This window comes from Catellatospora sp. NPDC049133, from assembly GCF_040648455.1.
GTDB classification, from domain to species: Bacteria; Actinomycetota; Actinomycetes; order Mycobacteriales; family Micromonosporaceae; genus Catellatospora; species Catellatospora aurea.
Window position 1 is genome coordinate 89490 of sequence record NZ_JBEZDT010000029.1, and the last position, 11554, is coordinate 101043.

General features: G+C 72.3%; 14 protein-coding genes. 12 read left to right on the top strand and 2 right to left on the bottom strand.

All coding sequences use genetic code 11. The annotated features are described in order from the left end of the window. Positions 1–56 precede the first annotated feature (56 nt). The 5 genes from AB0B35_RS29280 to AB0B35_RS29300 all read left to right on the top strand — a co-directional run bounded on the left by AB0B35_RS29280 (position 57) and on the right by AB0B35_RS29300 (position 4190). Entirely contained in the window at positions 57–209 is a 153-nt protein-coding gene (locus AB0B35_RS29280; RefSeq protein WP_361051197.1) for a hypothetical protein, read from the top strand. A 158-nt stretch (positions 210–367) separates the two neighbouring features. Further along, positions 368–1234 (top strand): sulfotransferase domain-containing protein, encoded by an 867-nt coding sequence (locus tag AB0B35_RS29285; RefSeq protein WP_361051200.1) that lies wholly within the window; start codon positions 368–370, stop codon positions 1232–1234. Between the two features lie 71 nt (positions 1235–1305). Then, on the top strand, positions 1306–2355 hold the full coding sequence (locus tag AB0B35_RS29290; RefSeq protein ID WP_361051203.1) for a hypothetical protein: 1050 nt from the start codon (positions 1306–1308) through the stop codon (positions 2353–2355). Positions 2356–2505: 150 nt separating this feature from the next. Further along, entirely contained in the window at positions 2506–2964 is a 459-nt protein-coding gene (locus AB0B35_RS29295; protein WP_361051206.1) for a cupin domain-containing protein, read from the top strand. 149 nt (positions 2965–3113) lie between these two features. After that, on the top strand, positions 3114–4190 hold the full coding sequence (locus tag AB0B35_RS29300) for a M20 family metallopeptidase (protein WP_361051209.1): 1077 nt from the start codon (positions 3114–3116) through the stop codon (positions 4188–4190). 17 nt (positions 4191–4207) lie between these two features. Here AB0B35_RS29300 and AB0B35_RS29305 read toward each other — a convergent pair whose 3' ends face one another. Then, positions 4208–5008: an SDR family NAD(P)-dependent oxidoreductase gene (locus AB0B35_RS29305; RefSeq protein WP_361051212.1), complete on the bottom strand. Its 801-nt coding sequence runs from the start codon at positions 5006–5008 to the stop codon at positions 4208–4210. A gap of 81 nt (positions 5009–5089) precedes the next feature. Here AB0B35_RS29305 and AB0B35_RS29310 point away from each other — a divergent pair, with 81 nt between their 5' ends. Further along, positions 5090–5671 carry a TetR family transcriptional regulator gene (locus AB0B35_RS29310; RefSeq protein WP_361051215.1) on the top strand — a complete coding sequence of 194 codons (582 nt, stop codon included), beginning with the start codon at positions 5090–5092 and terminating at the stop codon, positions 5669–5671. A 7-nt stretch (positions 5672–5678) separates the two neighbouring features. Here AB0B35_RS29310 and AB0B35_RS29315 read toward each other — a convergent pair whose 3' ends face one another. Further along, positions 5679–5987 carry a hypothetical protein gene (locus AB0B35_RS29315; RefSeq protein ID WP_360535793.1) on the bottom strand — a complete coding sequence of 103 codons (309 nt, stop codon included), beginning with the start codon at positions 5985–5987 and terminating at the stop codon, positions 5679–5681. Positions 5988–6226: 239 nt separating this feature from the next. On the opposite strand from AB0B35_RS29315, the gene AB0B35_RS29320 reads away from it, so the two are divergent. The 6 genes from AB0B35_RS29320 (at position 6227) to AB0B35_RS29345 (ending at position 11456) form a co-directional block, all read left to right on the top strand. Beyond that, the gene (locus AB0B35_RS29320) at positions 6227–6616 is read left to right on the top strand and encodes a response regulator (protein ID WP_361051218.1); all 390 of its coding nucleotides are present in this window, start codon (positions 6227–6229) and stop codon (positions 6614–6616) included. A 26-nt stretch (positions 6617–6642) separates the two neighbouring features. After that, positions 6643–7773, top strand: a complete 1131-nt coding sequence (locus tag AB0B35_RS29325; protein WP_361051221.1) for an ATP-binding protein — start codon at positions 6643–6645, stop codon at positions 7771–7773. A gap of 149 nt (positions 7774–7922) precedes the next feature. Further along, a complete protein-coding gene (locus AB0B35_RS29330; RefSeq protein WP_361051224.1) occupies positions 7923–8510 on the top strand; it encodes a hypothetical protein in 588 nt (195 codons plus the stop codon). Next, positions 8507–9559 (top strand): peptidoglycan-binding domain-containing protein, encoded by a 1053-nt coding sequence (locus AB0B35_RS29335; RefSeq protein ID WP_361051227.1) that lies wholly within the window; start codon positions 8507–8509, stop codon positions 9557–9559. Before AB0B35_RS29330 ends, AB0B35_RS29335 begins: the two co-directional genes overlap by 4 nt. Positions 9560–9561: 2 nt before the next feature. Beyond that, on the top strand, positions 9562–10257 hold the full coding sequence (locus tag AB0B35_RS29340) for an ABC transporter ATP-binding protein (RefSeq protein WP_361051286.1): 696 nt from the start codon (positions 9562–9564) through the stop codon (positions 10255–10257). Continuing rightward, entirely contained in the window at positions 10254–11456 is a 1203-nt protein-coding gene (locus tag AB0B35_RS29345) for an ABC transporter permease (protein ID WP_361051230.1), read from the top strand. The genes AB0B35_RS29340 and AB0B35_RS29345 overlap by 4 nt, the downstream gene beginning before the upstream one ends. Positions 11457–11554 lie beyond the last annotated feature (98 nt).

An 11554-nucleotide genomic window follows, 5' to 3' on the forward strand; every position in this document is an offset into this window, starting at 1 on the left:
TTTGGCCGGATTAGACAGGGCAACCGAACGGGCGCGCGGACCGTACCCTGTCGGCCATGGCCGAAATCGCCGCCGCGCAGCCCGCCCGGACGAGGCGCGGCACAGCCGCCCTGGTCATCGCGTCCCTCAGCCTGGTGCTTTCACTGATCGCTCGCGGCGGAGTCGGCTATCTCGTGAACACGGTGTACCTGTACGCCGCCCGCAACTGAGCCGCGCGGAGCAGACCGGACCACCACCGCCGCCAGGCACTTCGGGGTGATCGCTTGCCCGTCTGTTAACAATGTTGCAAGATTACGTCTCGATCACCCTCGATGCCCGGTGGCCGACGGCGCTGTCGGCGCGCGTCGCAGACGGCTCTGGAGGTCGCGTGCTGCTTGTCTACTCCGGCCGTCACAAGGCGGCGTCCAGCTGGTCGCGTGCCATCCTGCGGGAGGCCTGCGGCCTGCTCGGCTTGAACATGTTCACCGTCATCGCACCCGAACAGTGGGCGCCCTACGGCTCGCTGGCCGAACTCGTCCGGCAGGAACGGGTCGACCTGCTTTCGCTGACCAACATCGCGCAGCGGGACTACGAGACCCTGCCGGAGCGGCGCACCGTCAACGTCATCCGCGACCCGCGCGACATCGTGGTGTCGGGCTACTTCAGCCACCGCAACACCCACGGCGTACACGCGCTCGGGGTGACCTGGCACGAGCTCATCGACCACCGCAAGCGGCTGCTGGACCTGGACGTCCCGGACGGCCTGCTGGCGGAGATCGAGTTCAGCGGGTACTTCCTCGACCACATGGACACCTGGGACTACCACCAGCCCGAGGTCCTGGAACTGCGGATGGAGGACCAGATCAGCGAGCAGGTGGCGACCTGGACGCAGATCTTCGACCACTACCGGCTGCTGGTGCCGCCGAACGTGGTCGGCGAGCTGGTCCGCACCGCCGCTGTCCGGTGGCGGCTGGGCGTGTTGCGGGCCGAGCCGGGCAGGGCCAGGCTGCGCCGCGCGCTGCCCGCGTTCGCCCTGGACCGGCTGCCGCGCTCGTTCGCGCGGCTCGCGGTGGAGCACTACACGTTCACCCGGCTGTCGGACTCGGAGCGCAGGCCGGGCGAGGTCGACGAGATGAACCACTACCGCAAGGGCGTGCCCGGCGACTGGCGCAACCACTTCGACGAGCGCCACCGCAAGGCTTTCCGGGCGCGGTACGGCGACCTCGCCGAACGGCTGGGCTACCCCGCCGCCTAGCGCTTGCGGCGGGCGGCGGAGTTCGCCACCCTGTCGGAGTGCGCGCCCGGCTGCTGTGGAGGCTCCTCGTCGTGCCGAGGCTCCTGCTCGCCGTCGGCGTCGTCATCTGGGCGGTCCTGAATGTCCTGCTGACCCGTCGGCGGAGGACACTTCGACCGGCACGGCTGGCGCCCAGCTGCGACGATCCGGCGGCCGAAGCCATCGCCGACGCCCGCCCTCTCCCCCGGCACCCGCAGGACGACGCCGGACTCGATGCGGAAGACCTGCGCTGGATCGTCAGCGTCGCCGAGGTCGAGCCCGTCGACGAGGACGGGTGGAACACGGCCGTCAGTCTCGACGACACGGTGTGGTCGTACGCCGACGTCGCCGCCGACGGACTGGAAGACGAGCTGGCCGACCAGCCCGGCATCGACGGCGCACACCACGTGGACCGGGAGGCAGTGCTGGTGCGCAGCGTGCTGTCGCTGCCGGACGTGCACGCCGCGGCGATTCGCGCGCTGCTGGCGATCAACCGCGTTCCGCGCACGCCCCGCGACCGGCGGCTGCCACCGGCGGCGATGAGCGCCCTGGCCGACGGCGTGGCCGCCATTCTGGCCGACCACAGGTTCACCGGGCGGCGCGGCGGTCCCGACCGGCGCGACACACTGTTCTACCGGGTCCTGCCCGACGATCGTCTCGTCCAGACGGTGGAGCTGCGCGACGGCTTCGGTGCCGGCGAGCACGGCGAAGGCACCGTCGTCGTCGCCGTCGGCGTCGTGGAGATCGGCACGGTGGATCCTGTCGAAGCGGTCACGCCAGGCGTGGCCCTTCATGATGTCCTGTCAGGCGAGCGCGTCCTTTTGGTGTCCTACGACGCGGTGCCCGCGACCGTGGACGGCGTCGCGAACGTCCTCACCGGCCGGGCGTTCGCCCTGCTGGAGTCCACCCGGACCCGGGCCGGCATCGTCGACCGCTGGGTCGGCGGCCTGCCGTGGTCGGTGCCCGACCGGCTGTTCTGGGAGGCCGCCGACGTGGCCGCCCGCTGGGGTTTTCGCGGCCATGCCCGGGACCTGCTGAAACACGGGCCGCGAAGGTTGCCGCAGGCCCGTGCGGTGGCCGCGAGACACGGGCTGGACGGCTGACGGCGCGGGCCAGTCTGTCACGGATTACCTGTTCCGCGAGGTGATCGGTGCACCGAAGCAGGACAATGCGACTGGACCGGCTTGCACGACGGCGTGTGTCCATCGGTCCGGCGGAGGGAGTCGATCACCGAGGGCTGAGGAGGATCAGTCATGATCGGAATGCGCGTGTCGGGGGCCGTGCTCGCCGTCGGTTTGGCGGCCGGGGCCGTCGGCTGGACGACCACGGCGCAACGTCCTGCGGACCGGGTGCCGACCGCCGCCGTGCAGCGGGAGGAACCGCCGCAGGAGACCGTGACGGTCCTGGTCGAGCAGGCCCTTGCGAATGTGCCGGGCAAGACGTTCACCTCGGCGATCGTGGACTTCCCGCCCGGCTCACGAGCGGTCCCGCACCGCCACGGCCAGGCGTTCGTGTACGCGTACGTCCTGAACGGTGCGGTGCGCAGCCAGCTCGAGGGCCAGCCGGTGCAGACGTACAGCGCGGGCCAGAACTGGGTCGAGCCGCCGGGCGCCCACCACGTGCTCACCGAGAACACCAGCGCCACCGAACCGGCGAAATTGCTGGTGGTGTTCATCTCCAACACCGGGGACCCGATCAGGGTCGCAGACTGATCAGCGGTCGGCGGGTCGTCAGGCGCGTCGGCTCACGATCACGGCTCGACCCTCCTGACGCGGTGCGCTGACGGGCAGATGGCAGTATCCGCCTGACACACGCAGGCGGATACTGCCGTCTACCCCAGTACAGAACCAGGAGCACCCGCGTGGACCTCGACGCGATGATCGACGATCTCAGGACCCTCGTCGAGGTGGAGTCTCCCTCGCGCGACCACGAGGCCCTGACCGCCTCGGCCAAGACGCTCGCCGTCGTGATCGAGCACCGGCTCGGCGGCCGGGCCGTGCTCGTCGACAGCGCAGCGGGCCCGCACGTGCACTGGAGCGGCGGCGGCGACCCGCGGGTGCTGCTCCTCGGCCACCACGACACCGTGTTCCCGATCGGCACGCTGCGGCGGCGTCCGTTCCAGGTCCGCGACGGGCGTGCCACCGGGCCAGGGGTCTTCGACATGCTCGGCGGCCTGGTGCAGGCCATCCACGGCGTCGCGGCGCTGCCCGACCGGACCGGGGTGGAGATCCTGGTGAGTGCCGACGAGGAGGTCGGCTCCGGCAGTTCCCGGGCGCTCATCGAGCAGCGGGCGCTGGCCTGTGGCGCGGTGCTGGTCCTGGAAGGCGCGGCCGACGGCGGCGGCCTCAAGACCGGCCGCAAGGGCTGCGGCACGTTCCGGGTCACGGTCACCGGGCGGGCCGCGCACGCGGGCCTGGAACCCGAGTCGGGCGTCAACGCCCTGGTCGAGGCCGCGCACCAGGTGCTCGCGATCGCCGCGATCGGCCGGCCGGACCTCGGCACGACCGTCACCCCGACCGTCGCCTCGGCGGGCACCACCGACAACGTCGTGCCCGCCGAGGCGAGGATCGTCGTCGACGTGCGGGTCGAGACGCCGGCCGAGGCCGACCGGGTCACGGCCGCGTTCGCGGCCCTCGCCCCGCGGCTGCCCGGCGCGACGGTCGCCGTCGCCGGGGGCGTCGACCGGCCGCCGATGCCCGAGTCCGCGTCGGCGGAGCTGTTCGCGCTGGCCCAGCGGCTGATGCCGGGTGTGGAGGGCAGGTCCGTCGGCGGGGGCAGCGACGGCAACTTCACGGCCGCGCTGGGTGTGCCGACCCTCGACGGGCTCGGTGCGGTCGGTGGCGGCGCGCACGCCGACCACGAGTACCTGCTGATCGACGCGATGCCGCAGCGAGCGAACCTGGTCACCGGGCTTATCGCGGCGATCCGCACGTCGTAGCGCCCGAGCGGGTCAGGTCACTGGACGTTGCGGACGGTGCCGCCGTCCACGCGCAGGGTCGCGCCGCTGATGTACGCGGCCAGCGGGCTGGCCAGGTACGCCACGGCGGAGGCGATCTCCTCGGGCAGGCCGAAGCGGCCCGTGTCGTTGGGCACCCAGGCCCGCGCCGCCGCCCGCTCGATCTCGGCCGGGTCGCCGGTCCAGCCCCTGCTCGGCGCGACCTTCAGCATCAGGTCGCGTACGCCGTCGACCATGATCGCGCCGGGGGCGACGGTGTTGGAGGTGACGCCGCTGCCGGACAGCTCGCGGGCCAGCGACACCGCCAGGTTGTGCCGTGCGGCGAGAGTCGCCGTGTAGTGGGGCTGGTCGGCGGTGGGCTGCACGGCCAGGCCGCCGCCGATCTGGATCACGCGTCCCCAGCCGCGCTCGCGCATCGCGGGGACGAGCCGTTGGATCATCCGCACCCCGGAGATGACGTTGACCTCGTACAGGCGCGCCCAGTCGGCCGGGGTGGCCTGGCTCCAGCTGATGTGGTCGTACATGCCGGCGTTGTTGACCAGGATGTCGACGGGGCCGCCGGACAGCGCGGCCGTGGCCACGGCGTCGGCTCCGGCGTCGTCGGCCAGGTCGCCGACCGCGACGTCGGCCCGGCCGCCCTCCGCACGGATGAGGTCGGCGACCTTGCTGGCCCGCGCCTCGTCGCGGCCGTGCACGACCACGTCGACCCCTTCGGCGGCCAGCCCCCGGGCGATCGCCTCGCCCAGCCCTGAGTTGCCGCCGGTGACCAGTGCCCGCCTGCCTGCCAGTCGCAGATCCATGATCCACCTCTTTCAGTTGCCCGGATCAGGTATGTCTACGACTGTAGACCCGGATTCGCAAAGATGTCTACACTGGTAGACATGAGTGTGACCAACCAGCCGCGCCGCCGCGACGCCGCCGCCACCCGCGAGGCGATCCTCACCTCCGCGATCGAGGCCTTCACCCGCGCCGGCTACGACGGCGCCGGGGTGCGCGAGGTGGCGGCCGCCGCGGGAGTCACCGCCATGCTGGTCAACCGCTACTTCGGCTCCAAGGAGCAGCTGTTCGCCGAAGCCGTCGACAGGTCGTTCACCGCGCCCACCGTGGTCGGCGCCGACCCGGCCGAGCTGCCCGCAAAGCTCGCCGCCGCTCTGGTCGCCCGCACCGACCCCGCGGCCGGGCAACTCAGCCCGTTCCTGCTCATGCTGCGCTCGGCCAACAACCCGCGGGCCGCCGAGATCATGCGCGAGGCGATCGGCAGGCACGTCGGCTCGCGGCTGACCGGCCTGCTCACCGGCCCGGACTCCGGCGAACGCGCGGAACTGGTCCTGTCCGTGGTCGCCGGCGTCTGGCTGATGCGCAGCATCCTCGCCACCCCGGCCCTGACCGCTGCGGACCCCGGGCAGCTCGACGAACAGCTGACAGCCGTCATGCAGGTTCTGTGCCGGCCGAACCCGGCGTGACCGGCGGCTACCAGCCTTCGATGGCCCGGTCCTCCGCGAGCTCCCGCAACCCGTCGGCGATCTCGTTGAGGTAACCGGACAGCACGTCGTTGTCCAGGGGGCAGTCCCGCCAGTGCGCCTGGGCCTGGTCGAGCAGGGCCAGCAGCTTGGCGTTGCTCAGGCTCAGGCGGTCGTCGTGCAGGCTGCCGCGTACGCCGGCCCATTCCCAGTCGACCTCGCCGTCGTAGCGCTCACCTTCGCAGATGGCGCGTTGCAGCCCGTAGGCGACGTCGATGTAGGCCTGCCAAGCGGCCTGCTGACGTGTCGTGGTGTTCACGGCCCCGACTCCCCCATGGCTTCCTCGGTACGAAGCGTTCTCTCCGACGGTACGCGGTCGCGGCCGCCCCGCCACAACGCTCGGACGAGGCGAACGCCACCGGGGCGATATTGCGCCGGGAGATCCCGCGTCCGGGCCGCGGCGGCCGCAGATGTTAGCGGACCGTAAGCGAAAACGTTCACGATCGGCTAACGCGACCTCCGGATACTTGCTCAGGGCGGTCCGGCGAGGGAGGTCGTGTGCGCGTACTGGTGGTCGACGACGAGGACCTGATGGCCGCTGCCATCGCCGAGGGCCTGCGGCAGGAGTCCTTCGCCGTGGACGTGGTCGGCGACGGCGCGCAGGTGCCGGCCGAACTTGCCGAGGGCTGCCACGACGTGCTGATCCTGGGCCTGCCCCGGGCGCACGGCGATGAGCTCTGCCGCCGGATCGTCGCGGCCGGGACCGGCGCACGGGTGCTGATGCTCACCGTCTTCGTCTCCGAGGCCGACCGGCTCGCCGCGCTCGCCGCGGGCGCCGACGACTGCCTGGCCAAGCCGTTCGTGTTCGCGGAGCTGGTGGCGCGGGTGCGGGCGCTGGGGCCGCGGCTGGTCGAGACGGGGGCCACGACGGGCCACCGGTCACCGTGAAGGCTTCATGGCACGGCAGCCTGCGGGTGCGCCATACCCTCATGTTCGGGCTGATGTTCCTGCTCGCGGGCAGCGTGGTGCTCGGCGGCGTGATGATCCTGGTCCAGAACAGCATGGACTACAGCCTGGCGGTGGTCTTCGCCCGCAAGATGGAGAAGTACAGCCCGGCTGACAATGTGTGGGTTTCCGACGCGATCGCCACTGACGAGGTCTCCCGCCAGATCATCATGGACTCGATGCGCGAGAACGTCCTGTTCAAGGGCGGGCTGACGCTGCTGGGGGCTAGTCTGGCGGCGACAGCCGGGGCCTGGTGGCTGTCGGGGCGGCTGCTGCGCCCCCTCAACACGATCACCGAGACGGCGCACCGGATCGCCGGGCGCACCCTGCACAAGCGGATCGAGCTGGCCGGTCCGCACAGCGAGGTGAAGAGCCTGGCCGACTCGTTCGACAGCATGCTCGACCGGCTCGACGAGGCTTTCGCCGGGCAGGGACGGTTCATCGCGAACGCCGCCCACGAGCTGAAGACGCCCATCGCGCTGAGCCGCACTCTGCTCGATGTCGCGATGGCCCGCCCGGACAGCACGCCGCAGCTGCAGCGGCTCGGCGAGAACCTGCTCGCGGTCAACCTGCGCCACGAACGGCTGATCGACTCGCTGCTCACCCTGGCCAGGGCTGAGGACGCGGTCACCGACCGGCGGCCGGTCGACCTGGCGCAGCTGGCGGAGTACGCCCTCGACGTCACCGCGAAGGCGGCCGTGGACCAGCAGGTGCAGGTGCAGGCGCAACTCGCGGCGGCGACGGTGGTCGGCGACCCGCTCCTGCTGGAGCAGCTGATCCGCAACCTGGTCGACAACGCGGTTCGCTACAACCACCGCGACGGCTTCGTGTGGGTGCAGACGCTGGAGGAGGCTCGGCAAGCCGAGATCATCGTGACCAACACCGGCGCGCTGATCTCGCCGCACGAGGTGCCGGCGCTGTTCGAGCCGTTCCGCCGGCTCACGGACCGGGTCGGTTCGGCCAGGGGCAGCGGTCTGGGCCTGTCCATCGTGCGCGCGGTCGCCCAGGCGCACGGCGGCGACGCGCTGGCCATCCCCCGCCCCGACGGGGGCCTTTCCGTGCGGGTGATCCTCCCCCGCGGTGAGGCCGCGCGGGCCTGAGTCCCCAGCGCCGATCCACTTAGGATCATGTTAACGGAATGTACACATTATCGTTAACACCCGGATAACAACCCCTTTGGTGGACTGTGTACCGCGACGCCGGCGAACCCCCTCCGGTGTCGAGTAACCCAGCTCCAAAGGAGAAGTGAATGCCGATCGACGGCAGACGTGTGAGCCGCCGTTCAGGGCGTGGCATCCGGTACGCGGCACTGGCCGCGTGCGGGCCGTTGCTGGTGGCGATGTTGGCGGCGTGCGGGTCCGGCGACCCCGAGACCACCGCCGAGGCCGACCCCGCCGCAAGCTCCGGCTCCGAAGGCCTGTGGGACGCCTACGACAGGCAGAAGCAGAACCTCGCCAAGTGCCTGAACGAGAAGGGCCTGCAGGTCACCTACCTCGGTCACGACACGTTGGCGGACTTCTCGGGCATCCCCGACGGCGACCCGACCCCCGAGATGATCGAGTGCTACGAGAAGTGGCCCGCGCTGGACGCCCCGGTGCTGGAGGTGCCCGAGAAGCCGAGCGAGGAGCGGCTGCGCGAGGACCGGGAGGTCGCCAAGTGCATGCGCGAGAACGGCGTGCCGGACTGGCCCGATCCCGATCCGAACCCCGCCCCGATCGACGGGGCCACGCTGCGGCAGGCCAAGGAGGACCACAAGGCGCGGATGCAGCAGCCGGCGGTCAAGGCCGCGGCGAAGATCTGCATGCCCGACACCAGCGGCGTGACGGGTGTCGGATGAGCCGGCGGTCGCGCCGGGTGCTGTTCGGCGTCGTCGCCGCCGCGGTGGTCGCCGCGGCGGCGGCGATGTCCGCCGGGGTCTTCTCCGGTGGCGGCGACGACAGCCCGGTCGGCGCTCCCGCGGTCGACACGGTCCAGGTGACCCGGTCCACGATCACGGCGGCCACGGTCGTCGACGGCGAGATCGGCTTCGGCCGGCCGTCGGCGGTGACGTCCAAGGCGACCGGCACCCTGACCTGGCTCGCCCCGGTCGGCAGCACGGTCAAGCGGGGACAGCCCCTGCTGCGGGCGGACAACAACCCCGTCGTGCTGCTCTACGGCGGGCTGCCGTTCTACCGGGTCCTGGCCGACGGGGCCGAAGGCCCGGACGTCGCCCAGCTCGAAAAGAACCTGACCGCGCTGAAGTACACCGGATTCGAAGCCGACAAGACCTTCTCCGCGTCCACGGCAGCCGCCGTCAAGCGGTGGCAGAAGGACCTCGGGCTGCCGGTCACGGGCACCGTCGCACCGACCGATGTGATCGTCGCACCCGGTCCGCTGCGGGTCGCCACCCACACGGCCCGGCTCGGCGCGCCGGCCGCCGGTGACGTCCTCACCGCCGGCCCGACCACCCGCGTGGTCACCGCGCAGGTGCCGGCCACCGCACCCGAACTGGCCAAGAAGGGAGTCAAGGCCACCGTCACGCTGCCCGACGGCACACCGGCCGAGGCGACGGTGGTCGGCGTGGTGGCGCCCACCGAAGACGCTGACGGACCGACGCCCGGGGAGCAGGGCCAGCCCAAGGTCACCGTGGAGCTGGACCTGAAAGCGGCGACGGAGCCGGAGCCCGGTCCGGTGTCGGTGCGTTTCGTCACCGCCGAGCACGCCAACGTGCTGGTGGTGCCGATCCAGGCGCTGCTGGCCGTCGGCGAGCGCGGCTACGGCGTCGAGGTGCGTGACGGACCGACCAGCCGGATCGTGCCCGTGCAGACGGGGCTGTTCGCCGGCGGCAAGGTCGAGATCAGCGGCGACGGCATCGCCGAGGGCGTCACCGTGGGGGTCGCGCAGTGAACGTGGTCGAACTGGCGGACGTCACCAAGACCTACCCCGGCGGGGTACGGGCCGTGCGCGGCGTCAGCCTCGACATCGGATACGGCGAGGCGGTCGCCGTCGTCGGGCGGTCCGGGTCGGGCAAGTCCAGCCTGCTCAACCTGATCGGCACCCTGGACCGCCCGACCAGCGGCCAGGTCCGCATCGGCGGATTCGACGTGGCGGCCCTGTCCGATCGGCAGCTGTCCGGGCTGCGGGGGGCCACGATCGGGTTCGTGTTCCAGCAGTTCCACCTGACCCCGGGTGTCGCGGTGCGGGAGGCGGTCGCCGACGGCCTGCTGTATGCGAGCGTGACCTCGCGCGAGCGGCTGCGGCGCGCCGACGCCGCCCTGGAGCGGGTCGGGCTGGGCCACCGGCTGCACCACCGCCCGCACGAGCTGTCCGGCGGGGAACGGCAGCGGGTGGCGATCGCCCGCGCGCTGATCGGCGACCCGCCGCTGCTGCTGGCCGACGAACCCACCGGCAACCTCGACTCCGTCTCCGGCGAGACGGTGCTGGGCCTGCTGACCGAGCTGAACGGGGCAGGCACCACAGTCGTGGTCATCACCCACGACCGGGATTTGGCGGCGCGGCTGCCGCGGCGGGTGGAGGTGTCCGACGGGCTCGTCGTGCGCGACGAGCGCGAGCCGGGCGCCGTGCGGGTCGGGGCGGGCGCATGAGCGCCCCGCCCCGACCCGGGCGGCTGTCGCCGGGCGACGTGCTGCGGGTCGGCGCGGCCGGGCTGCGGTCACGGCGGCTGCGGGTGTTCCTGTCCGCGCTCGGCATCGCGATCGGCATCGCCGCGATGATCGCCGTGGTCGGCATCTCCAGCTCCAGCCGGGCCGAACTGGACCGGCAGCTCGACCAGCTGGGCACGAACCTGCTGACCGTCGAGCCGGGCAGGACAGCCGACGACAAACCGGCGCAGCTCCCGCACGAGGCGATCCCGATGATCACCAGGGTCGCCTCGGTGGAGGCGGTGTCGGCGGTCGGGCTGCTGCCCGGCGTGCACGCGTACCGCAACGAGCACGTGCACCCGGCGCAGACCGGCAGCCTCACCGTGTACGCGGGACGGCTCGACCTGCCGGAGGCGGTCGGGTTGAGCCCGGTCAGCGGGCGCTGGCTGAGCCTTCCCACCGCCGACTTCCCGACGGCGGTGCTGGGCTGGACCGCGGCGCAGCGGCTAGGCATCGACGACACCGCGGACCAGCCGCAGATCGTGCTCGGCAGCCGGCGCTTCACGGTGGTGGGTGTGCTGCGGCCGGTGCCGCTGGCCCAGAACCTGGACCGCGCCGTGTTCGTCGGCTGGTCGGCGGCGGCCACCTACCTCGGCTTCGACGGGCACCCGACGACCGTCTACACCCGTACCGCCGAGGACGCGGTCGCCGCGGTGCGCAAGGCCCTGCCACGCACCGTACGGCCGGGGGCGCCCAGCGAGGTCCTGGTCTCGCGGCCGTCGGACGCGCTGGCGGCCAAGAAGATCACCGAGAACACGTTCGGCGGCCTGCTGCTGGGCCTGGGCGCGGTGGCGTTGCTGGTCGGCGGGATCGGCGTGACGAACACGATGGTGATCTCGGTGCTCGAACGCCGGTCCGAGATCGGCCTGCGCCGGGCGCTCGGGGCCACCCGCGGCCAGATCCTGCTGCAGTTCCTGGTCGAGTCGCTGCTGCTGTCGGCGCTCGGCGGCCTCGGCGGCATCCTGATCGGTGTGGCGGTCACCGGCGGCTACGCGGCCACGCAACACTGGCCGGCCGTGGTGCCGCTGTGGGCCACGGCGGGCGGGTTCGCCGCGACGCTGCTGATCGGGGCGGTCGCGGGACTGTATCCAGCCGTACGGGCCGCCCGGCTCACCCCGACCGACGCGCTCGCCGGCGTCTGAGGCGGCCGGGGCGCCGCCCCAGCCAGAAGCGCCCCGCCCGAGGCCCGGCGAAGGGGCGCCGGGGGGGACCCGGGGTGGCCGCGGGGGTGGAGGGTGGG

Excerpts from the sequence above, each read along its gene's own strand:
- AB0B35_RS29310 (WP_361051215.1), top strand. The coding sequence starts at position 5,090 with ATGAGTGTGACCAACCAGCCGCGCCGCCGCGACGCCGCCGCCACCCGC.
- AB0B35_RS29335 (WP_361051227.1), top strand. The coding sequence starts at position 8,507 with ATGAGCCGGCGGTCGCGCCGGGTGCTGTTCGGCGTCGTCGCCGCCGCG.
- AB0B35_RS29330 (WP_361051224.1), top strand. The coding sequence starts at position 7,923 with ATGCCGATCGACGGCAGACGTGTGAGCCGCCGTTCAGGGCGTGGCATC.
- AB0B35_RS29305 (WP_361051212.1), bottom strand. The coding sequence starts at position 5,008 with ATGGATCTGCGACTGGCAGGCAGGCGGGCACTGGTCACCGGCGGCAAC.
- AB0B35_RS29345 (WP_361051230.1), top strand. The coding sequence starts at position 10,254 with ATGAGCGCCCCGCCCCGACCCGGGCGGCTGTCGCCGGGCGACGTGCTG.
- AB0B35_RS29295 (WP_361051206.1), top strand. The coding sequence starts at position 2,506 with ATGATCGGAATGCGCGTGTCGGGGGCCGTGCTCGCCGTCGGTTTGGCG.
- AB0B35_RS29280 (WP_361051197.1), top strand. The coding sequence starts at position 57 with ATGGCCGAAATCGCCGCCGCGCAGCCCGCCCGGACGAGGCGCGGCACA.